Annotated in this window: 17 protein-coding genes; 13 read left to right on the plus strand and 4 right to left on the minus strand. The window is 72.1% G+C overall.

Annotated elements, in window-relative coordinates; genetic code table 11:
• Positions 1-289 precede the first annotated feature (289 nt).
• The gene (locus tag ACIBSV_RS40020) at positions 290-1,027 is read left to right on the plus strand and encodes an SseB family protein (RefSeq protein ID WP_395872094.1); all 738 of its coding nucleotides are present in this window, start codon (positions 290-292) and stop codon (positions 1,025-1,027) included.
• Positions 1,028-1,620: 593 nt separating this feature from the next.
• On the opposite strand, the gene ACIBSV_RS40025 is transcribed toward ACIBSV_RS40020, so the two are convergent.
• Entirely contained in the window at positions 1,621-2,013 is a 393-nt protein-coding gene (locus ACIBSV_RS40025; RefSeq protein WP_395872096.1) for a DUF1844 domain-containing protein, read from the minus strand.
• A 418-nt stretch (positions 2,014-2,431) separates the two neighbouring features.
• Here ACIBSV_RS40025 and infC point away from each other — a divergent pair, with 418 nt between their 5' ends.
• From infC to pheT, 7 genes are all read left to right on the plus strand, one after another.
• The gene (gene infC, locus ACIBSV_RS40030) at positions 2,432-3,097 is read left to right on the plus strand and encodes a translation initiation factor IF-3 (protein WP_395872098.1); all 666 of its coding nucleotides are present in this window, start codon (positions 2,432-2,434) and stop codon (positions 3,095-3,097) included.
• A 96-nt stretch (positions 3,098-3,193) separates the two neighbouring features.
• Positions 3,194-3,388 (plus strand): 50S ribosomal protein L35, encoded by a 195-nt coding sequence (rpmI, locus tag ACIBSV_RS40035; RefSeq protein WP_078978620.1) that lies wholly within the window; start codon positions 3,194-3,196, stop codon positions 3,386-3,388.
• Positions 3,389-3,508: 120 nt separating this feature from the next.
• Positions 3,509-3,901 (plus strand): 50S ribosomal protein L20, encoded by a 393-nt coding sequence (rplT, locus tag ACIBSV_RS40040; RefSeq protein ID WP_020552013.1) that lies wholly within the window; start codon positions 3,509-3,511, stop codon positions 3,899-3,901.
• 73 nt (positions 3,902-3,974) lie between these two features.
• Positions 3,975-4,823 (plus strand): TrmH family RNA methyltransferase, encoded by an 849-nt coding sequence (locus ACIBSV_RS40045; protein WP_395872100.1) that lies wholly within the window; start codon positions 3,975-3,977, stop codon positions 4,821-4,823.
• A gap of 136 nt (positions 4,824-4,959) precedes the next feature.
• Positions 4,960-6,009: an ATP-binding protein gene (locus tag ACIBSV_RS40050; RefSeq protein WP_395872102.1), complete on the plus strand. Its 1,050-nt coding sequence runs from the start codon at positions 4,960-4,962 to the stop codon at positions 6,007-6,009.
• A gap of 147 nt (positions 6,010-6,156) precedes the next feature.
• Complete coding sequence (gene pheS, locus ACIBSV_RS40055; RefSeq protein ID WP_395872104.1) at positions 6,157-7,278, plus strand: phenylalanine--tRNA ligase subunit alpha; 1,122 nt, start codon at positions 6,157-6,159, stop codon at positions 7,276-7,278.
• Complete coding sequence (gene pheT / locus ACIBSV_RS40060; protein ID WP_395872106.1) at positions 7,278-9,785, plus strand: phenylalanine--tRNA ligase subunit beta; 2,508 nt, start codon at positions 7,278-7,280, stop codon at positions 9,783-9,785. Before pheS ends, pheT begins: the two co-directional genes overlap by 1 nt.
• A gap of 76 nt (positions 9,786-9,861) precedes the next feature.
• On the opposite strand, the gene ACIBSV_RS40065 is transcribed toward pheT, so the two are convergent.
• Positions 9,862-11,763: a hypothetical protein gene (locus ACIBSV_RS40065; protein WP_395872108.1), complete on the minus strand. Its 1,902-nt coding sequence runs from the start codon at positions 11,761-11,763 to the stop codon at positions 9,862-9,864.
• Positions 11,764-11,930: 167 nt separating this feature from the next.
• Between ACIBSV_RS40065 and ACIBSV_RS40070 the strand changes: the two genes are divergently transcribed.
• Complete coding sequence (locus ACIBSV_RS40070; protein ID WP_395872110.1) at positions 11,931-12,605, plus strand: SDR family oxidoreductase; 675 nt, start codon at positions 11,931-11,933, stop codon at positions 12,603-12,605.
• 457 nt (positions 12,606-13,062) lie between these two features.
• On the opposite strand, the gene ACIBSV_RS40075 is transcribed toward ACIBSV_RS40070, so the two are convergent.
• Positions 13,063-14,928 (minus strand): hypothetical protein, encoded by a 1,866-nt coding sequence (locus ACIBSV_RS40075; protein ID WP_395872112.1) that lies wholly within the window; start codon positions 14,926-14,928, stop codon positions 13,063-13,065.
• 79 nt (positions 14,929-15,007) lie between these two features.
• A complete protein-coding gene (locus tag ACIBSV_RS40080) occupies positions 15,008-16,894 on the minus strand; it encodes a hypothetical protein (protein WP_395872114.1) in 1,887 nt (628 codons plus the stop codon).
• A gap of 256 nt (positions 16,895-17,150) precedes the next feature.
• Here ACIBSV_RS40080 and argC point away from each other — a divergent pair, with 256 nt between their 5' ends.
• From argC to ACIBSV_RS40100, 4 genes are read left to right on the plus strand one after another with little or no spacing between them, the layout of a single operon-like run.
• A complete protein-coding gene (gene argC, locus ACIBSV_RS40085; protein ID WP_395872116.1) occupies positions 17,151-18,179 on the plus strand; it encodes an N-acetyl-gamma-glutamyl-phosphate reductase in 1,029 nt (342 codons plus the stop codon).
• Positions 18,176-19,330 (plus strand): bifunctional glutamate N-acetyltransferase/amino-acid acetyltransferase ArgJ, encoded by a 1,155-nt coding sequence (argJ, locus tag ACIBSV_RS40090; RefSeq protein WP_395872118.1) that lies wholly within the window; start codon positions 18,176-18,178, stop codon positions 19,328-19,330. The genes argC and argJ overlap by 4 nt, the downstream gene beginning before the upstream one ends.
• A 32-nt stretch (positions 19,331-19,362) precedes the next feature.
• A complete protein-coding gene (gene argB / locus ACIBSV_RS40095) occupies positions 19,363-20,322 on the plus strand; it encodes an acetylglutamate kinase (RefSeq protein ID WP_395872120.1) in 960 nt (319 codons plus the stop codon).
• 5 nt (positions 20,323-20,327) lie between these two features.
• Positions 20,328-21,527, plus strand: a complete 1,200-nt coding sequence (locus ACIBSV_RS40100) for an acetylornithine transaminase (RefSeq protein ID WP_395872304.1) — start codon at positions 20,328-20,330, stop codon at positions 21,525-21,527.
• Positions 21,528-21,541: the final 14 nt, after the last annotated feature.

Below are 21,541 nucleotides of genomic sequence, written 5' to 3' on the forward strand. Positions count from 1 at the left end.
GCCTCGCTCGGGGCTTCGTGTCCCTCCGCTTCGCTCCGGGGCACGAAGCCCACGCTTGCGGCTCCGCCGCTCTCCGCGCTTCGCGCGTCGATCACGGGGGTGGGCTGGGTCGGGGGCGCTGACGCGCCGAGGGTGGGCGTGCGGGTGGGCGTGCGGGGTTGGGGTTCGGGGTTGGGGTTCGGGGTGGGTGTGTGGGGTCGGGGGTGGGGGTGAGGTTTGGGGTGGGGGTGGGGTTCGGGGTGGGGCTGCTTGGGGTGAGGGGTGGTGGGGGCGGGTCTACAGTCGACGGGTGGATTTCAGCGGCAAGAGCATTCCCGATACCGGTTTTCCCGATGACGACGGCAGTGCGGACCCGGCGCTGGCCGAGGCCCTGGCGGCTCGGGAGGTGGACGACGAGGCGGTCTCGCGGGCGCTGTGCCGGGCGCGGCTCCTGGTACCGGTCGTGGCGATCCTGACCGAGGAGGAGGACGTCGCGCCGGGGGAGCTGCGGCGGGAGAAGTCCAGCGACATGGCGGTGCCCACGATTCAGGGGCCGGACGGGCGCCGGGCGCTGCCCGCGTTCACCTCGGTGGCGGCGTTGGCGCGCTGGCGCTCGGACGCCCGGCCGATTCCGGTCGAGGCCGCGCGCGCCGCGCACGCCGCGTACGCGGAGGAGGCGGACACGCTGCTTCTGGATCTGGCCGGGCCGCACCCGTACGAGCTCACCGGGAGTCGGCTGCGGGCGGTGGCGGAAGGGCGCGCGCACGTGGCGCCGCACCGGGATCCGGACATCCTGGGCGCGGTGCGGGCGGCGGTGGCCGAGGAGGTCGCGGTCTCGGCGGTGTACCTGACCGAGGGCGGCGGCCACGAGTTGACGCTGAGCCTGGTCGCGGCCGCGGCGCCGACCGAGGTTACCGAGGCGGCGCGGCGCATCGTGGGGCGGTTGGCCGAGGACGACGTGGTGCGGGCGCGCCTGGATCGCGGCCTGGACCTGGCGATGTTGCCTCCCGGCAGCGCCCTCGACGTGGAACCACTCTTCGCACGATGAACCCGGGTGGGTGCCTCCGGCGGCCGGATTGTCCGGCCGGGTTGCTCCGCGTGGGTGCCGGGCTGGGTCGGTCGCGGCCGGGTGCGGTTGCTGCGCGTCCGTCCGGGGTGGGTCGGCCTGCGGCCTGCTTGTCCTCGAGCGCCGGGCGGGCTGAGGGGGATGGCCCGGTCCGGTTGGAAGGCTTGCTTCCGTGCGGGTCGGGTCGAGTGGGTCGGCCCGGCCGGGCGGGTTGCTTCGTCTCGGTCTGGTGCGGTGGGCCTGCGGCCTGCTTGTCCTCAAGCGCCGGACGAGTTGAGGGGGATGGCTCGGATCCGCTGGAGGGCCTTCCCCGCGTCGGCCGGGTTGGGTTGGTGGCGGCCGGGTGCGGTTGTTGGGCGTCCGTCGGGTGCGGTCGGCCTGCGGCCTGCTCGTGCTCAAAAAACGCCGGAGGGGCTGGATGGTGTGGCCCAGACCGGCTGGATGGGGGCCCGCGCCGGCTGGGTTGGAGGGTTGCCCCCGTGTCGGCCGGGCTGGGTGGGGTGTTCCTGTGCCGGTTGGGGTGGTGGGGTGTCCCCGCGCCGGGTGGGTTGGGCCGGCGCGGGGTGGGGGTCAGGTCAGGGGTGGACTGGGCCGGTGAGTTTTTCGCCGGGGCCCTTGCCTGCCTGGTCCGGGTGGGTGGAGGCCTCGCGGAAGGCGAGTTGCAGGGTCTTGAGGCCGTCGCGCAGCGGGCCCGCGTGGTAGGAGCCGACCTCGGGGGCCGCGGCGGTGACCAGGCCCGCGAGGGCGGTGATCAGCTTGCGCGCCTCGTCCAGGTCCTTGTGCGCCTCGCCATCCTCGGCCAGGCCCAGTTTGACCGCCGCCGCGCTCATCAGGTGCACGGACAAGGTGGTGATGACCTCGACGGCCGGCACGTCCGCGATGTCCCGGGTCATGGTCTCGACCCGGTCGGGGTTGCCGGCGAAGTCGTCGGTGTGGCCGGGTGAAGTAAGTGGGGCGCTCTCGCTCATGTGCCCAGTCTCGGGTATGCCCAGGAATCGGGGAACAACGGGGCCCTTCGCCATGTTCCAGCCAGTGGTAGAGTGATGTATCGACCGACCGGGCATCTGCATGCCCGGCCTGCAAGCGGAGGCTCCGTCTCCCACCCGATCGACCTCACGGACGACGGGTACCGGTCCGGTGCGACGCACTTCGTGTGCGTCCGTTCCACGTTCGCCGCCCTGTGGGCGGCTTCGTCAGCCGGTGGTGGAGCCTCGCATGCAACCGTGCGAGGCTTTTTCGCGTTGCCTGGATGGCTTCACGGAAAACCTGGCTCGGGGGGAAGTTACACCGAGACACATGTGGCCGCTTCGCCCGCGGTCGCTTCAGGTATGAGGAGGCCCCATCAGCGCCGAGCCCCGCATCAACGACCGGATTCGCGTCCCCGAGGTGCGACTCGTTGGTCCTGGCGGCGAGCAGGTCGGAATCGTCCCGCTGGCCAAGGCCATGGAACTTGCCCAGGAGTACGACCTCGACCTCGTCGAGGTCGCGGCCAACGCCCGGCCGCCGGTCTGCAAGCTCATGGACTACGGCAAGTTCAAGTACGAGTCGGCCATGAAGGCCCGTGAAGCGCGCAAGAACCAGGCGCACACGGTCATCAAGGAGATGAAGCTCCGGCCGAAGATCGACCCGCACGACTATGACACCAAGAAGGGTCACGTCGAGCGGTTCCTGAAGCAGGGCGACAAGGTCAAGATCACGATCATGTTCCGTGGTCGCGAGCAGTCCCGGCCCGAGTTGGGCTACCGACTGCTGCAGCGCCTCGCGACGGACGTCCAGGACCTCGGGTTCATCGAGTCGAACCCGAAGCAGGACGGCCGCAACATGATCATGGTTCTCGGCCCGCACAAGAAGAAGACCGAGGCCATGGCCGAGGCCCGTGAGGCCCAGGCGGCCCGCAAGGACGCGCGCCGTGTGGCCGTCGAGTCCGGGGACGATCACCCCGACGAGACGGAAACCGCGGACGCTCCCGAAGCCGCCCCGGCCGAGGCCGCTCCGGTCACCGAGACCCCCGTCGCGAGCGACGCGGAGTCGAAGGCCGACGAGCAGGTCTGACCCGGAACGGGTCGCCCCGCGCCCGATTTGCAAACACACCTGTGCCTGCCCGGTCACCGCCGGGCGGGTGCGGCACGACGAGGAGACTGCGGCGACATGCCGAAGAACAAGACCCACAGCGGTGCCAGCAAGCGCTTCCGTATCACCGGCTCCGGCAAGGTGCTGCGTCAGCGTGCGGGTCGCCGTCACCTTCTCGAACACAAGCCCTCGACCCTGACCCGGCGCCTCGCCGGTGTCGTCGAGGTGGCCCCGGCCGACGCCAAGAAGATCAAGAAGCTGCTCAAGAAGTAGTAGGCAGCAGCAGTCGTCGCACCGGCTGACGAGAACCCACCGGTCGGCGACCGGCGACGGTCCCAGACTTACCCGGGCCGCGGTCGACACACCGCGGTCTGACATCAAGGAGTTCATCAAGTGGCACGCGTCAAGCGGTCAGTCAACGCCCACAAGAAGCGCCGCGTCATCCTCGAGCGGGCGTCCGGCTACCGCGGCCAGCGGTCCCGTCTGTACAGGAAGGCCAAGGAGCAGGTCACCCACTCCATGGTCTACAACTACAACGACCGCAAGAAGCGGAAGGGGGACTTCCGTCAGCTCTGGATCCAGCGCATCAACGCCGCTGCCCGCCTGAACGGGATGACCTACAACCGCTTCGTGCAGGGCCTCAAGGCCGCCGGTGTGGAGATCGACCGCAAGATGCTCGCCGAGCTCGCGGTCAACGACGCCCCGGCGTTCGCCGCCCTCGTCGAGGTAGCGCAGAAGGCCCTCCCGGCCGATGTCAACGCGAAGAAGGAAGACGCCGCGGCCTGATCGTCGACTCACGTCGTCGATGTCGCAGTACTTCTTACGTCGTTACAGGCCGAGAGCAGAGAACGGTAACGCGATGGCGAGCCCCGAGCTGACGTCCACCCGATCACCCCGAGTGGCGGCGGCCCGGCGGCTCGCCAAACGTGCTTTCCGGGCCCGTGAGCGGTTGTTCCTGGCCGAGGGGCCGCAGGCGGTCCGCGAGGCCGTGGCCCTGTCCGGGACGCTGCGCGAGTTGTACATCACCCCCGAGGTGGCCGAGCGCTACCCCGATCTGGTCGCGGGGGCGTCCGCCGCCCGGGTCCCGGTGTTCACCGCCACCGACGAGGTGGTCGCGGCGATCAGTCAGACCGTGACGCCGCAGGGCGTGGTCGCGCTGTGCCGGTTCGTGGACGTACCGCTGGAGAGCGCGATGGCCGCGCGGCCGGACTTGGTCGCGGTCCTCGCCAACGTGCGCGACCCCGGCAACGCCGGCACCGTGCTGCGCGCGGCCGACGCGGCCGGCGCGGAGGCCGTGGTGCTCACCGACGCGTCGGTGGACCCGTACAACCCCAAGGCCGTGCGCGCCTCCGTGGGCAGCCTCTTCCACCTTCCCGTGGTCACCGGTGCCCGGATCGAGGACACCGTGGCCGCGCTGCGTGCCGCCGGGCTGCGGATCCTGGCCGCCGACGGCGCCGGAGAAGCGGACTTGGACGGCGAGTTGGACGCGGGCGGGCTGAGCGGGCCCACCGCGTGGGTCTTCGGCAACGAGGCGTGGGGATTGCCCGAGGAGACCCGGGCGCTGGCCGACGCCGTGGTGCGAGTCCCGATCCACGGGCGGGCCGAGAGTTTGAACCTGGCGACCGCCGCGGCCGTGTGTCTGTACGCGTCCGCCCGCGCGCAACGCGGGCGCGGGGGTTGCCGCTCCGGGGTGCGAAGCGAGCGATGACCCCGACGTACCCGGCTTGACCACCGGTCGTGGGGGAACGAGACCGTTGCGTCCGGCGCATCCGGACGGCACGTCGCGCGTTGGGATAGTGTGTCCGGCCCGGAACTCCCTCGGGCCCGAAACGGGAAGGGGGCCGATGGACGCCGACATGCTGCCCGACGGCCTGGTGATCGCGGACGAGAACGGCATGGTGGTCACGTTCAACACCGCCGCCGCCCGGATCACCGGGACGCGTCCCGAGGACGCGCTCGGCAAACACATCGCGGACGCGCTGCCGCTGGAGGACCTCGAGGGCAGGCGTTGGTGGGTGTGCACCGACCCGTACGGCGGTCTGGGCACCCGGACCCGGCAGCCGGAGCGCAATCTGCTCCTGGCCGGCCGGGAGATCCTGGTCACCGCGTCCTTCGTGCGCGCAGACGGGCCGCACAGCCCGCTGGCCAAGCTCGTGGTGTCGTTGCGCTGCACCGACGCGCGCAGGCGGATCGAGCGCGGCCACTCCGATCTGATCGCCACCGTCGCGCACGAACTGCGCTCGCCGCTGACCTCGGTCAAGGGCTTCACCGCGACCCTGCTGGCCAAGTGGGAGCGGTTCACCGACGAGCAGAAGCGGCTGATGCTGGAGACGGTCGACGCGGACGCGGACCGGGTCACCCGGCTGATCACCGAGCTGCTGGACATCTCCCGGATCGACGCGGGCCGGCTGCAACTCAACCGCCAGGTCGTGGACATGGAAGAGGCGGTGCACCGGCACCTGCGCGCGATGGAGTGCAACGGCCTGCCCGACGAGCGCTTCGTGCTGGTGGTCGACGGGCCGCTGCCGAGCATGTGGCTGGACGCCGACAAGCTCGACCAGATCCTGGGCAACCTGCTGGAAAACGCGGTGCGCCACGGCGCGGGAACCGTCACCATCGAGATGCGCGCGGTCTCCATCGGGTCCGCGCCCGGTGCGCACGGGACGGAGATCACGGTGAGCGACGAGGGCCCGGGTATCCCGGACGAACTCCTCGACCGTGTCTTCACCCGATTCTGGCGCGGAAACCGCCGCGGTGGCACCGGCCTGGGGCTGTACATCGTCAAGGGCCTGGTGCAGGCGCACGCGGGCACCATCGGCGTGGATCGCGCCGAGTGCGGCGGGGCCCGATTTCGATTTACCCTGCCGGCCGCGATGCCGGACGTCCTGATGTAGCAACGCGGGACGCTCCACCACACGTCGTCGCGGTTCGGCCGAGACACGCACGCCGATCAGGCGTCAGTAAACTCGGAGCGCGGACGTCGTAGGACGTCATTGCCGCCTCCACCACCGGCGGATCCCCCACAGGAGCACTGGACACAGATGTCGGCACCGAACAAGTCGTACGACCCGGTCGAGGTCGAGGCGTTGAAACCAGAGGAAGTCGAGCGGGCCCGCGACGCGGCGCTCGCGGCGGTCGCCGCCGCGGGCGACCTCGCCGAGCTGCAGGAGGCGAAGGTCGCGCACACCGGCGACCGCTCGCCGCTCGCGCTCGCCAACCGCGAGATCGGCGCACTCCCCCCGCAGGCCAAGGCCGAGGCGGGCAAGCGTGTCGGCCAGGCGCGGGGTGCGGTGAAGAAGGCCCTGGAGCAGCGTCAGGTCGAGCTGGAGGCCGAGCGCGACGCGCGCGTGCTGGTCGAGGAGGCGGTCGACGTCACGCTGCCGTGGGACCGCGCCCCGCGCGGCGCCCGGCACCCGTTGACCACGCTGTCCGAGCGGATCGAGGACCTCTTCGTCGCGATGGGCTACGAGGTCGCCGAGGGCCCGCAGGTCGAGGCGGAGTGGTACAACTTCGACGCCCTCAACATCCTGCCGGACCACCCCGCGCGGACCATGCAGGACACCTTCTTCGTGCGCGCCGAGGACGGCTCGGCGGACTCCGGCGTGGTGCTGCGCACGCACACCTCGCCCGTGCAGATCCGCACCATGCTGACCCGTACCCCGCCGATCTACGTGATCTGTCCGGGCCGGGTCTACCGCACCGACGAGCTGGACGCCACGCACACCCCGGTGTTCGGGCAGATCGAGGGTCTGGCCGTGGACAGGGGCCTGACCATGGGCGACCTCAAGGGCACCCTCGACCACTTCGTCGAGGCGATGTTCGGCGAGGGCATCGTCACCCGGCTGCGCCCGTCGTACTTCCCGTTCACCGAGCCCTCCGCCGAGCTCGACCTCAAGTGCTTCGTGTGTCGCGGCGCCTCGGTGGGCGACCCCGAGCACCCGTGCCGGACCTGCCGGTCCGAGGGCTGGATCGAGTGGGGCGGCTGCGGCATGGTCAACCCGCGCGTGCTGATCGCGTGCGGCATCGACCCCGAGGTGTACAGCGGGTTCGCGTTCGGCGTGGGCCTGGAGCGCGCGCTGATGTTCCGGCACAACGTCGAGGACATGCGAGACATGGTCGAGGGTGACGTCCGGTTCACCCTTCCGTTCGGGATGGAGATCTGATGCGGGTCCCGCTTTCGTGGCTGCGGGAGTACGTCGACCTCCCCGCCGGCGAGTCCGGGCGCGATGTCGCCGACAAGCTCGTGGCGCTGGGCCTGGAGGTCGAGACGGTCGAGCGGCTCGGCGCGGACCTCAAGGGTCCGCTCGTGGTCGGCCGGGTGCTGGAGATCGAGGAACTGGAGGGCTTCAAGAAGCCGATCCGGTTCTGCAAGGTCGACGTCGGCGACGCCAACGGCACCGGTGAGCCGCAGGAGATCGTCTGCGGCGCGCGCAACTTCGAGGTCGACGACAAGGTCGTGGTGATCCTGCCGGGCGGTGTGCTGCCCGGTCCGTTCGAGATCGCCGAGCGCAAGACCTACGGTCACGTCTCGCGCGGGATGATCTGCTCGGCCCGCGAACTGGGCATGGGCGACGACCACGACGGCATCATCGTGCTGCCGATCGAGGCGCAGGTCGGCGCGGACGCGATCGAACTGCTGGGTCTGGTCGACGAGGTGCTCGACATCGCGGTGACCCCGGACCGGGGCTACTGCCTGTCGATGCGCGGCGTCGCGCGCGAGGCGGCGATCGCCTACGGGCAGCCGCTGCGCGACCCGGCGCTGCTGGATGTGCCGGACGCGAACGGGTACGGCTACCCGGTCGTGGTCGAGGACCCGGCCGGCTGCGACCGGTTCGTCGCGCGCACCGTGGTCGGCATCGACCCCGAGGCGCCGTCCCCGCTGTGGTTGCAGCGGCGGGTGCAGATGAGCGGCATGCGGCCGATCTCGCTGGTCGTGGACGTCACCAACTACGTGATGCTCGAACTGGGTCAGCCGCTGCACGCCTACGACCGGGCCCGGTTGCAGGGCCCGATCGTGGTGCGTCGCGCGCTCGAGGGCGAGACGCTGACCACGCTCGACGACGCCGAGCGCCGGTTGGACCGCGAGGACCTGCTGATCTGTGACAACCGGGGGCCGATCGGTCTCGCGGGTGTGATGGGCGGCGAGAGCACCGAGATCGGCGAGGACACGGCCGACATCGTGATCGAGGCCGCGCACTTCGACCCGGTGGCCATCGCGCGCACCGCGCGTCGGCACAAGCTGGGCTCGGAGGCGTCGCGCCGGTTCGAGCGCGGGGTGGACCCCGAGGCGGCCCGGGCCGCGGCGCAGCGCGCGGTGGACCTGCTGGCCGCGCTGGGCGGCGAGCGGGCCCAGGCCGAGGCGGGCGTGACCGAGGTGGACGCGCCGCGCGAGGTGGTGCGGATCGTGCTCGCGGCGGACCACGCGGCGAAGGTCGCGGGTGTCGCGTACCCGCGCGAGACGGTCGCGCAGCGGTTGCAGGAGGTGGGCTGTTCGGTCGAGGGGATCGACGAGCTGACCGTGGTGCCGCCGACTTGGCGGCCCGACCTGACCGACCCGAACGACCTGGCCGAAGAGGTGATCCGGCTGGAGGGCTACGAGCAGGTGCCCTCCACGCTGCCGCAGGTGCCGGCCGGTCGCGGGTTGACCGTGGATCAGCGGCGCCGGCGTCGGCTCGGTCGCGCGCTCGCGGGCGCGGGCTACACCGAGGTGCTCAACTACCCGTTCCTGGGGCAGAGCGCGTTCGACGACCTCGGGTTGCCCGAGGACGACGCGCGGCGGCGCACCGTGGTGCTGGTCAATCCGATCTCCGAGGAGGAGCCGGCGCTGCGCACGACGCTGCTGCCGGGGCTGCTCGGGACGTTGCGTCGCAACCTCGGGCGCGGCAACGGCGATCCGGCGCTGTTCGAGTCCGGCGTGGTCTTCCGGCCGAACGCCTCGACGCCGGTCGCGCCCGTGCTCGCGGTGGACCGGCGGCCCACGGAGGAGGAACTGGCGCGGCTGGAGGCGGCGTTGCCGCACCAGCCGCAGCGGGTCGCGGTGGTGCTGGCCGGCGAGCGGGAGCGCTCCGGCTGGTGGGGCCCGGGTCGGCCGCAGATCTGGGCGGACGCGGTCGAGGCGGCACGGGTGGTCGCGGACGCCGTCGGGGTTGAGCTGACGGTGCGTCAGGATCAGCACGAGCCGTGGCATCCCGGGCGCTGCGCGGCGCTCGTGGTGACCGCGCCGGACGGGACCGAGCGGGTCGTGGGGCACGCGGGCGAGCTGCATCCGCGGGTGGTCAAGACGCTGCACCTGCCCGAGCGGGTCGGCGCGATGGAGTTGGACCTGGATCTGCTGACCGCCGACCTCGACGGCGAGTACGTGCCGCAGGCCGGGCACATCTCGTCGTACCCGGTGGCCACGCAGGACGTCGCGCTGGTCGTGGACGCCGCGGTGCCCGCCGCCGCGGTCGAGGCCGCGCTGGTCGAGGGCGCGGGGGAACTGCTCGAGTCGGTGCGGCTGTTCGATGTGTACACCGGCGCGCAGATCGCCGAGGGCGGCAAGTCGCTGGCTTACGCGCTGCGGTTCCGGGCGCCGGATCGCACGCTCACGGTCGAGGAGGCCACGGTCGCGCGCGACGCGGCGGTGGCGCTCGCGGCGGAGCGTACCGGGGCGGTGTTGCGCGGGGCGTGACGCCTTCGCGCTCGTCGTCGCTCGGCGTCGCTCGGAAGCGGCCCGCACACCTTCGGGTGTGCGGGCCGCACCCGGGTCAGGGCAGCGGTGCCGGGGCCGGTGTCGGGGCGGTGGGCAGGACGCCCGGAGCCAGCACGTCGACGCCGCAGATCTGCCGGGCGGCCACGATCGGGTCGTTGGGGAAGCGGAAGGCCGTGCGTGCCGGCGCGCCGGTGAGGTTGGCGGCGAAGCGTTGCCAGGACATCGGCGCGCGCACCGAGTCGCGCAGTTCCTTGAGCCGGCCCCGATCGGCGGTGCCGCAGGTGAGCGTGTAGCGCGCGGCGGCGATCCGGATCGGGTCGATGCCCGGGGGCGGGGGTGCGGCCGGGTCGGCGTACTCGGCGAGCACCCACGCCGGGTCGATCCGCTTCTCGTGGCCGGGGCGGCCGCGGGTGGTCAGGTGGATGTGCGCGGCGAGCGGGTAGGCCAGGCCCAGGTCGTCGAGCGCGATCCCGGTGATCGGGGTGGCCGCGCCGTTCATGCCCAGCGAGGGCCACATCGCCACGATCGACGCGTTCAGGTCCGGTCGCAGCGGGACCACGAAGGAGTGCGTCGGGGACCGGTCGACCAGGGTGTGGCGATACCCCGGGCGCGGGCCCCGGATCATGGTCGGGAAGCCGGGGAAGCGGTCGATGAAGACGTCGGCGGTGACCGGGTTGGCGACGCCCAGGACCGAGGTGTAGAAGCCGCGTTCGTCGGCGACGCCGCCGGGGCCGATGCCGGCGTAGGGCACCCGGAAGGCGATCGCGGTCAGCAGTGACCAGACCGCCAGGGCACTCACGGCGGGTACCGCGATTCGGTTCGCGGGGACCATCAGGATCGGCAGGAGCAGCACGAACAGTCCGGGCAGCAACATCCGGCCGTGCATGAAGTCGCCGCCGACACGGACCACGTAGAGCAGCATGGTCAGGCCGGACAGGACCGGTACCGCGTACAGGACGTGTAGTCGGGTGCGGGTGTCCGGGGCGGGCCGGGCGGGGGTCGGCGGGTGTGGGCGGCTCGCGGTGGCCGCTGTTCCGACCGCGACCGCGGCGGCGGCAGCGGCTGTGGCGAACGCGGCCAGGATCAGCGCGGGCAGCCACAGGTGGTAGGGGTCGGCCAGGTCGTGCAGGTAGGCCCAGCCCCGGGACCAGTCGGCGGCGGAGGCCTCCTTGGTGATCGCGGGCAGCGGGAGCAGGACGCCGTAGTAGCCCATCCGGAAGATCTCGTACGCCAGCGGGAGTGCGCCGGCGGTGCCGAGCAGGGCGAGCGCGCGTGCCGGTCGGGGGCGGTGTACGAGGGCGAGGGCGACCAGGAAGCCGAGGCCGGCGATCGCCAGGTCGGGGCGCACCATCGGGCCCAGGCCGGCGAGCAGGGCCAGGGCGTGGGCGGTGTGGGTGCGCGGGTCGCGGGCGAGGTGTACCAGCAGCCACCAGCAGCCGGCCGTCCACAGCGTGGTCAGGCCGGTCTCCAGGCCGGAGGTGGCGAAGTCCCATACCGGCGGCAGTGCGAGCAGGACGAGTGCGCCGCACGGGAGCAGGAACGCGGCGTCGGATCGGGGCAGGTGCAGTCGGCGGCCGGCGTCGGCGGCCAGGAACCAGCCGATCACGCTGCACAGCAGGCCCAGGCGCACGGCCAGCGGGGCGGGATCCTGGCCGGTGAGTTCGGTGCCGGCGACCAGGAGCCACTGCCACAGGGTGCTGGTGGCCGCCTCGGCGCGCTCGCCGGGGTTGAACACGGGGCCGTGGCCGGCCAGGATCTGGCGGACCGTGCGGGTGAAGATCAGGCCGTCGTCGCACAGCCAGCTGCGTTGGCCGCCCCATACGGCGAGGAACGCGGCGGGCAGCAGCACCATCGCCACGTTCCAGCGGGCGGCCAGGCGCCGGGTGCGGTCGGGGGCCGGGGCGGCGGGGTCGGTGGGCGGTGGGCCCTGTCCGGGCAGGGTGGTGGTCAGCGTCATCGTCAGTGGGGCTCCAGTCGGGGCGGGGAGGGGTGGGGTCGCGTGGGGCGGCGCGAGGCGGGTCGGGCCGAGTGAGGGACGGGAGAGGCCGGTGGGGCCGGATGGGGCAGGGGTGGGCCGCGTGTGGTCGTCGGTCCCGGGGCTCGCGCACCTCGTAGGGTGACGGGATGAGTACTTACGTGATTACCGGTGCAGGCAGCGGTATCGGCGCGGAGATCGCCCGCCGGTTGCGCGAGGACGGCCACGACCTGGTCGCGATCGTGCGGTCGCAGGCGCGGGCCGCAGAGGTGGCCGGGCCCGGGGTGCGGACCGTGGTCGCGGACCTGGAGAGCCCCGAGACGATCGCGGACGCGCTGGCGCCGATCGCCGAGGAGACGTTCGCGGGCCTGGTGCACAGCGCGGGCGTCGCGGATCTGGGCACGGTGGCGGAGACGGCCTCGGCCGTGTGGTCGCGCACATTGACCGTCAACGTGGTCGCGGTGGCGGAGGTTACGCGCGTGCTGCTGCCGGCGCTGCGGCGCGGGCACGGCGATGTGGTGCTGCTCAACAGCGGTGCGGGGTTGCGGACCAATCCGGGCTGGGCGGCGTACGCGGCGAGCAAGCACGCGTTGAAGGCGTTGGCCGACGGGCTGCGGGAGGAGGAGCCGCTGCTGCGGGTGACCAGCGTGTATCCGGGGCGGACCGCGACGCCGATGCAGCGTGGGGTGCGGGAGCAGGAGGGTGGGGCGTTCGAGAGCGAGCGGTACAGCGATCCCGGGACTGTCGCGGGGGTTGTCGTGTCGGCGCTGTTGCTGCCGCAGGATTCGCGGATCAACGACGTGACTGTGCGGTCACGGGGGTGAGCCGGCCTTTGGGCGGTGGCCGGCCCGAGGGCGTTTGTGCTTGAGCGTGTCCTCAAGCGCCGGACGGGCTGGGTTTGGTGGGGTTGGGTGGGGCGGTTGCGGTTTGTGGGTGCTTGCGGCGAGCGTCCTCAAGCGCCGGACGGGCTGGGTTTGGTGGGGTTGGGTGGGGCGGTTGCGGTTGGCAGGCGCCTGCGGCGAGCGTCCTCAAGCGCCGGACGGGCTGGGTTGGTGTGCCCGGGGTGGGGCGGTTGCGGTTGGCAGGCGCCTGCGGTGAGTGTCCTCAAGCGCCGGACGGGCTGGGTTGGTGTGCCCGGGGTGGGGCGGTTGCGGTTTGTGGGTGCCTGCGGTGAGTGTCCTCAAGCGCCGGGCGGGCTGAGTTTGGTGGGGTCGGGCCGGGCGGTTGGGATTTTCGGGTGCGGGCGGTGGGGGTGCTCAAGCGCCCGATGGGCTGGGTTGGTCAGCGGTCGGGTTTGTCTTTGGGGAGGACGTCCTTGGCGAGGACGTCTATGCCGCAGATTTCCTTGGCGGCGGTGATCGGGTTGTTGGGGAAGCGGAACGAGGTGCGGTCGAAGGCGCCGGTGAAGTTCTTTTTGAAGCGGCTCCAGGACATCGGTTCGTGGACCGAGTCCTGGAGCTCCTTGAGCTTGCCCCGGTTGGCGTCGCCGCAGGTCAGGGCGTAGCGGGCGGCCTTGACCCGGATCGGGTCGATACCCGGGGGCAGAACGGCGTCGGGTGAGGCGTATTGGGCGAAGACCCAGGCGATGTCGATTTGCTTCTCGTGTCCGGGGCGGCCCCGGGTGGTGAGTTCGACGTGGGCGGCGAGCGGATACGCCAGGCCCAGGATGTCCACCGAGACGCCGTCGAGCGGGGTGTTGGCGCCGTTCATGCCCAGGTTGGCCCACACCGTGGCGACCGGGGCGGGCAGGTTCGGGTTGAGCGCGGTGACGTAGAAGCCGTCGTACCAGGGGTAGACGATCACGTGTGTGTGGTCGGCGCGGGCGGCGTTCGCGGCGGAGGGGAAGCGTGGGTAGTTGGCCACGTAGGAGTACGCGGTGACCGGGTTGGCGACGTTGAGCGCGCCGACGTAGAAGGCGCGTTCGTCGGCGACGCCGCGCGGGCCGATGCCGTCGTAGGGCACCCGGAAGGTGATCGCGCAGATCAGGGCCCAGCCGACGAGCACCGTGGCGGCGGGTACCGCGAGTCGGTTCGCGGGGACCATCAGGATCGGCAGGAGCAGCATGAACAGTCCGGGCAGCAACATCCGGGCGTGCATGAAGTCGCCGCCGACGCGCACCACGTAGAGCAGCATCGCCAGGCCGCACAGGACCGGCACCGCGAAGACGGTGAACCGGTTCCAGGCGGCGCGGTCGATCGTGCGCAGGCGCCCGGGCAGGCCCGCGGGGTCGCTCAGGCGCGGCGCGAGTCGGCCGAGCACGACGGCCGCCAGCACGACGGCCGGGATCCACAGGTGGTACGGGTCGGCCAGGTCGTGGACGTAGTCCCAGCCCCGGGACCAGTCGGCCGCGGAGGCCTCCTTGGTGACGGCGGGCAGCGGCAGTACGACGCCGTAGTAGCCCATCCGGAAGATCTCGTACAGCAGCGGCAGGGTGAACGCGGTGCCGAGCAGGGCCAGGACCCGCAGCACCCGGGGGCGGCGGACGACGGCGAGCGCGATCAGGAAGCCGAGCCCGGCGATGGCCAGGTCGGGGCGCACCATCGGCCCGAGGCCGGCCAGGAAGGCCAGGGCGTAATCGACCCGGGCGCGCGGGTCGTGCGGCAGCCGGACCAGCAGCCACCAGCAGCCGGCCGTCCACAGCGTGGTCAGGCCGGTCTCCAGGCCGGAGGTGGCGAAGTCCCACACCGGCGGCAGCGCGAGCAGCGCGAGCACGCCGAACGGCACCAGCCAGGGGGTGTCGTCGGTGCGGGTGTACAGCCGGCGGGTGGCGTGCAGGGCGAGCGCGTAGCCGGCGGTGGTGCACAGCAGGCCCAGATAGACCGCGAGCCGGCCTACGTCCGTCTGGGTGGTCCACGAGGCCAGGACCAGGATCCACTGCCACAGCGTGCTCGTCGACGCCTCGGCGCGTTCGCCCACGTTGAACACGGGGCCGTGGCCGGCCAGGATCTGGCGGACCGTGCGGGTGAAGATCAGGCCGTCGTCGCTGATCCAGCGGCGGTGCCATCCCATGATCAGCACGATCAGTGCGGGAGCCAGCACCATCGCGGTGTTCCAGCGGGCGACGCCGCGGGGCCGCGGGCCGTCCACGGGCGGATCGGCCGGTCGCCCGGAGCGCGAGCGCCCGGACAGCACACTCACGAGGCTCATGGTTCGTTGACTCCAGTCGGGGCGGGCCGGCCGACCACACCATAACCACTGATGATCGCCTGCCGGGCCGATGGCGGGCTCAGGAGGGCGAGCAGAATTTCTTCTCCGCCAGGATCGGGTTGGCCGGGATCCGCAGGTTGGTCCGGTCGGCGGCGCCGGTCAGGTTCTTCCAGAAGCGCGACGCGGACATCGGTTCGGTGACCGATTCGACCAGTTCCTTGAGGTCGCCACAGCGCAGCGCGGCCCGGGCGGCCCGGATCTCCGCGGCGGGCGCCGCCGTCTCCGGGACCAGCGCGTCGCCCGAGGGGTCGACGTACAGTGCGACGTTCCAGGCGAACGGCAGCAGCTTCTTGTGGCCCGCGGCGACGTGCCGGGTCTCGGTGATGTGCGCGCCGACCGTGTTGGACAGGCCCCACACGTCGACCACGATGCCGCCGAGCGGGGTGATCGAGCCGCCCACGCCGAGCCGGCCGATGACCAGGCCCTTGTCGTAGGGCAGGTCGCGGCGCAGCGGCAGCGGCGGGATCTTCATATAGTTCGGGTCCACGAACAACAAACGTTCGCCACCGGCCTTTTCGTTACGGAAGGCCTCTTCGATGGTCGGCAGCGTGCGGATGTGCGCTGCCTCGGTGGTGGGGTTGTCGGTCCGGGTCCAGGCCGCGTAGGTGTCGCGTTCGTTCCAGACCTGGTTGCCGTCGCCGCTGGGGGCGGGTGTGGTGATCACGCCCGAGCGCAGGGTGGTGCCGCAGACCACGGCCCACACCGCGAGCAGCACGACGACCGGCGTCAGCAGGCGGTCCAGTGGGGCGAGCAGGAGCGGGAGCAGGACGAGCAGCAGCACCGGCAGCCACATCCGGCCGTGCATGAAGTCGCCGCCGACCTTGAGCACGTAGACGGTCTGGCCGAGCGCCGCGACCAGTGGGGTGGCGATCACGATCCAGGTGCGCCGGTCGGCGGGGCGGCGGCGGGTGAGCGCGACCGCGACCGCGACCAGGATCAGGATCATCGGGATCCACAGGTGGTACGGCCGCATGTAGTCGGTCAGGTAGTCCCAACCCCGGCCCCACAGGGATCCCGACGCCTCTTTGGTGAGCGCGGGCATCGGGAAGATCAGGCCGTAGTAGCCCAGGCGGAAGATCTCGTACGCGGCGGGCAGGAAGCCGGCGCAGGCCAGCATCGCCAACGCCTTGGGCCAGCGGGCCCGAACGAGCAGGAACTGGGCGGTGAGCAGGACGATCATGGTCAGGCCCAGGTCCGGGCGGACCAGGGGGCCCAGGCCGAACCAGAGGGAGAGCGCGAGCGTGCGGCGGGTGGTATGGGTGCCGACCGGGCGCAGCCAGGTGCCGATCAGCAGCCACCAGGACAGGCCGATCCAGAACAGGATCAGTCCGGTCTCCATGCCGGCGGTGGCGAAGTCCCACACGGAGGGGATGGCGATGAAGACCAGTACGCCGGCGGGCAGCAGCAGGCGGGTGACGGCCATGCCGCGGAAGAGCCGGCGGGTGCCGTCCAGGGACAGCCACAGTCCGGCGACGGCCAGGATCAGGCCGGTGTAGACGGCGGTGGGCGCGTAGTCGAAGGGGGTGATCCCGCCGAGGAGCGCGAGCAGCCATTGCCACAGCGTGCTGGTGGAGGTCTCGACCCGTTCGCCGGCGCTGTAGACGGGGCCGTTGCCGGCCAGGATCTCGCGGACCGCGCGGGTGAAGATCAGGCCGTCGTCGGTGATCCACCGCTGGTGCCAGCCCATGATCGCGAACACCAGTGTCGGCAGCCCCAGCGCGAGCAGGTCCGGCAGTGGGACGCGGCCGGTCCGACGATCGGCCGAGGTCCGGCCCGTGGGGCCGTCGGGCGTGTCCGCGGTGCCCGATTCGGGCTCCGGCGGCGGTTCACCGGTCGGGGACTGTAGGTCCGTGCCCGCGGCGCGCGAGGCGCCGGCGGGCCCGGAGGTGCCGGGGGGAGGGGTCACGTGGTCTCGTTCGTTTCCTGGGCGGGGGCGCCCGCCGTCTGCTGCGTGTCGCTGCCGTCCCGCCGGCGGTCGACTGCCCGCTGGGGGGCGCGTATCCGAAGTCGGCTGATCCTAACGCACCGGCCCTGCGCCCTATTGGGGTGGAGGGCGGGCGCGGCATGGTTGCCCGGAGCGGGCCCCGGACGGGCGGTCACCCAACGTACTTGCATAGAGATTCATTGATACGTATAGTCATGCTCCTCACAAGGAGGCGGTAATGGGGGCCAAGGCGGCACTGGCCGGAGCGAGCGGATACGCGGGCGGGGAAATCCTGCGCCTGCTGCTCGCACATCCGGAGATCGAGATCGGCACGCTCACGGCGGGGTCCAACGCGGGCCGACGCCTGGGCGAGCTGCAGCCTCACCTGTTGCCGCTGGCCGACCGCGTGCTCGCCGAGACCACCGCAGACAACCTCGCCGGTCACGATGTGGTTTTCCTGGCCCTGCCGCACGGACAGTCCGGCGCGCTGGCCGCGCAACTGGGTGCGGACGTGCTCGTGGTGGACTGCGGCGCGGACTACCGCCTGCGGGAGGCGACGGACTGGGAGCAATTCTACGGATCCTCCCATGCCGGGACATGGCCGTACGGACTGCCCGAGCTGCCGGGCGGCCGGGCGGCGCTGGCGAACACCCGGCGGATCGCGGTGCCCGGCTGCTACCCGACCGTGTCGCTGCTGTGCACGGTGCCCGCGCAGGCCGCCGGGCTGGTCGAACCCGACTGGGTCGTGGTGGCCGCCTCCGGCACCTCGGGCGCGGGCAAGGCGCCCAAGACGCACCTGCTGGGCAGCGAGGTGATGGGCTCCGCGAGCGCGTACGGCGTCGGCGGCGTGCACCGGCACACCCCGGAGATCGTCCAGGGCCTGCGCGCGGTCACCGACGCGGACGTCACGGTGTCCTTCACGCCGACCCTGGTGCCCATGTCGCGCGGCATCCTGGCCACCTGCACCGCCCGGCTGAAGCCCGGGGTGAGCGCCGAGGCGGTGCGCGCCGCGTACGCCGCGGCCTACGCCGACGAGCCCTTCGTACATCTGCTGGCCGAGGGGCAGTGGCCCGCGACCGCGATGGTCTACGGAGCGAACACCGCCGTGTTGCAGGTCGCCGTCGACGAGCGGGCCGGCCGGGTGGTCGTGGTCGGCGCGATCGACAATCTCGCCAAGGGCACCGCCGGCGGCGCCATCCAGAGCACCAACATCGCCCTCGGCCTGGCCGAGGACCTGGGACTGAGCAAGACGGGAGTAGCGCCGTGAGCGTCACCGCAGCAAAGGGCTTCCGGGCCTCGGGCGTGGCCGCGGGCCTCAAGACCACGGGCCTGCCCGACGTGGCACTCGTGGTCAACGACGGCCCCTCGATCGCGGGCGCCGCCGTGTTCACCTCGAACCGGGTCAAGGCCGCACCGGTGGTGTGGTCGGAGCAGGTGGTCAAGGCCGGCCAGGTGCAGGCGGTCGTGCTCAACTCCGGCGGCGCCAACGCGTGCACCGGCGCCGAGGGCTTTCGCAACACGCACGCCACCGCAGAGCGCGTGGCCGAGCTGCTCGGGCTCAACGCGGGCGAGATCGTGGTGGCCTCCACCGGCCTGATCGGCCTGCAACTGCCGATGGACAAGCTGCTGCCGGGCGTGGACAAGGCCGCCGCGGCGCTGAGCGCGACCGGCGGCGAGGACGCGGCGATCGCGATCAAGACCACGGACAGCGTGCACAAGCAGTCCGTGGTCACCGACCCCGCCGGGTGGACGGTCGGCGGGATGGCCAAGGGCGCGGGCATGCTCGCCCCGGGGCTGGCCACGATGCTCGTCGTGCTCACCACCGACGCGGCCGTCGACGCCGAGACGGCGGACGCGGTGCTGCGCGGCGCCACGCACACCACGTTCGACCGGATCGACTCCGACGGCTGCATGTCCACCAACGACACCGTGCTGCTGATGGCCTCCGGCGCCAGCGGGGTCGAGCCCGACCCCGCCGCGTTCGCCGAGGCGGTGCGCACGGTCTGCGGCGACCTGGCCCGACAGCTGATCGGCGACGCCGAGGGCGCGAGCAAGGACATCCGGATCGACGTCACCGGCGCCGCGACCGAGGCCGACGCGCTCGAGGTGGCCCGCTCGATCGCCCGGAACAACCTCTTCAAGTGCGCGGTGCACGGCGAGGACGCCAACTGGGGTCGGGTGTTGGCCGCGATCGGCACCACCGCCGCCACCTTCGACCCCGACCGGCTCGACGTCGCGTTCAACGGGGTGTGGGTGTGCCGGGACGGCTTCGTGGGCGAGGACCGCGAACTGGTCGACATGAGCCCGCGCGAGACGCACATCGTGGCCGACCTGAACGCGGGCGACGCCGCCGTGACCGTATGGACCAACGACCTCACGGCCGACTACGTCCACGAGAACTCGGCCTACTCGTCATGACCGGTACGGACAGCCAGACGAGGGGGAGCGGGATGCGGACGGAATCGGCCGGCAAACAGGGGCGCAACAACGCGGCACTGGCCAAGGCACACACGCTGATCGAGGCGTTGCCGTGGCTGGAGCGCTTCTACGGCAAGACCGTGGTGATCAAGTTCGGCGGCAACGCCATGGTGGACGACGCGCTCAAGCAGGCGTTCGCCCAGGACCTGGTGTTCCTGCGCTTCGCCGGGCTGCGCCCGGTCGTCGTGCACGGCGGCGGCCCGCAGATCAGCGCGCAACTCGACCGGCTCGGCATCGAATCCTCGTTCGCGGGCGGCCTGCGGGTGACCACGCCCGAGGCGATGGACGTGGTGCGGATGGTGCTCGCCGGCCAGGTGCAGCGCGAGATCGTGGGCCTGATCAACGGGCACGGCCCGTTCGCGGTCGGGATGACCGGCGAGGACGCGCACACGATGACCGCCGTCAAGCGGCACGCGATCGTGGACGGCGAGCCGGTCGACATCGGCCTGGTCGGCGACATCGTCGAGGTCGACCCCGGCGCGATCAACGCCCTGCTCCAGGACAACCGGATCCCGGTGATCTCCTCGATCGCGCGCGGCACCGACGGACACGTCTACAACGTCAACGCGGACACCGCGGCCTCGGCGCTCGCGGTGGCGCTGGGCGCGGAGAAGCTGGTCGTGCTCACCGACGTCGAGGGGCTGTACGCAAACTGGCCCACCAGCGACGAGGTGATATCGAGCCTGGACGCCGAGGAGTTGGCGGCTCTGCTGCCGACGCTGTCCACCGGCATGCTGCCCAAGATGGAGGCGTGCCTGCGGGCCGTGCAGGCCGGCGTGCCCGCCGCACACGTCCTGGACGGGCGGGTCGCGCACTCGCTGCTGTTGGAAGTGTTCACCGACGAGGGCATCGGGACCATGGTGGTCCCGGCCCGGGAAAAGCCCGGCGTGCTCGCCGGACAGGGCCAGGACCGGACGGAGGGGGCGGCGTGACCGACATCGAGAGCGGTGCACTGACGCGGCGGTGGAACCAGTCGCTGATGAACAACTACGGCACGCCCGCGGTCGAGCTGGTCGGCGGGTCCGGGGCCCGTGTCGTGGACAGCGCCGGCAACACCTACGTCGACTTCCTCGGCGGCATCGCGGTCAACTCGCTCGGCCACGCGCATCCGGCGATCACCGCCGCGGTCACCGCGCAACTGGGCCGGTTGGGCCACGTGTCCAACCTCTACATCGCCGAGCCGCCGGTCGCGCTCGCCGAGCGGCTGCTGGCCCTGTTCGGCCGCCCCGGCCGGGTCTACTTCGGCAACTCGGGCGCCGAGGCCAACGAGGCGGCGTTCAAGCTGGCCAGGCGCACCGGCCGGCCGCAGATCATCGCGGCCGAGGGCGGCTTCCACGGCCGCACCATGGGCGCGCTCGCACTGACCGGCCAGCCCGCCAAGCGCGAGCCGTTCGCGCCGCTGCCCGGCGGTGTCGACTTCGTGCCCTACGGCGACGTCGAGGCACTGCGGGCCGCGGTCGGCCCGCAGACGGCCGCGGTGATCCTGGAGCCGATCCAGGGCGAGAACGGCGTGGTCATGCCCGGCGAGGGCTACCTGCTCGCGGCCCGGGAGATCACCGCCGCGCACGGCGCGCTGCTGATCCTGGACGAGATCCAGACCGGCATAGCCCGCACCGGCGCGTGGTTCGCGCACCAGCCGTTGGGCATCGAGCCGGACGTGGTCACGCTGGCCAAGGGCCTGGGCGGCGGGCTGCCGATCGGCGCGTGCGTGGCCTTCGGCGAGGCCGCCGAGCTGTTCCGGCCGGGCCAGCACGGCACCACGTTCGGCGGCAACCCGGTGTGCTGCGCCGCGGCGCTCGCGGTCCTGGAGACCATCGAGAACGAGGGCCTGTGCGCGCGCTCGGCGCGGCTGGGCGAGCAGCTTCGGGCGGGCATCGAAAAGATCGCCCATCCGCTGGTCGATCAGGTCAGCGGAGCGGGCCTGTTGATCGGTATCGTGCTCACCGCACCGGTGGCCCCTGCCGTACAAAAGGCGGCGCAGGACGCGGGTTTCCTCGTCAACGCCGCCGTGCCCACCCGGGTCAGGCTCGCCCCGCCGCTCGTCGTCGACGACGCGGACGTGGACGCGCTGCTCGGAGCCCTGCCCGCAATCCTGGATGCCGGCCTCGCCGCCGCACCCGCCGGAGGAACACCGTGACGAACATCCGACGA

The organism is Embleya sp. NPDC050154 (genome assembly GCF_044460165.1).
GTDB lineage: Bacteria > Actinomycetota > Actinomycetes > Streptomycetales > Streptomycetaceae > Embleya.

Coding starts and splice junctions, on each gene's coding strand:
- ACIBSV_RS40025 (WP_395872096.1), bottom strand. CDS start 2,013: ATGAGCGAGAGCGCCCCACTTACTTCACCCGGCCACACCGACGACTTC.
- rpmI (WP_078978620.1), top strand. CDS start 3,194: ATGCCGAAGAACAAGACCCACAGCGGTGCCAGCAAGCGCTTCCGTATC.
- ACIBSV_RS40045 (WP_395872100.1), top strand. CDS start 3,975: ATGGCGAGCCCCGAGCTGACGTCCACCCGATCACCCCGAGTGGCGGCG.
- ACIBSV_RS40050 (WP_395872102.1), top strand. CDS start 4,960: ATGGACGCCGACATGCTGCCCGACGGCCTGGTGATCGCGGACGAGAAC.
- pheS (WP_395872104.1), top strand. CDS start 6,157: ATGTCGGCACCGAACAAGTCGTACGACCCGGTCGAGGTCGAGGCGTTG.
- pheT (WP_395872106.1), top strand. CDS start 7,278: ATGCGGGTCCCGCTTTCGTGGCTGCGGGAGTACGTCGACCTCCCCGCC.
- ACIBSV_RS40065 (WP_395872108.1), bottom strand. CDS start 11,763: ATGACGCTGACCACCACCCTGCCCGGACAGGGCCCACCGCCCACCGAC.
- ACIBSV_RS40070 (WP_395872110.1), top strand. CDS start 11,931: ATGAGTACTTACGTGATTACCGGTGCAGGCAGCGGTATCGGCGCGGAG.
- ACIBSV_RS40075 (WP_395872112.1), bottom strand. CDS start 14,928: ATGAGCCTCGTGAGTGTGCTGTCCGGGCGCTCGCGCTCCGGGCGACCG.
- argC (WP_395872116.1), top strand. CDS start 17,151: ATGGGGGCCAAGGCGGCACTGGCCGGAGCGAGCGGATACGCGGGCGGG.
- argB (WP_395872120.1), top strand. CDS start 19,363: ATGCGGACGGAATCGGCCGGCAAACAGGGGCGCAACAACGCGGCACTG.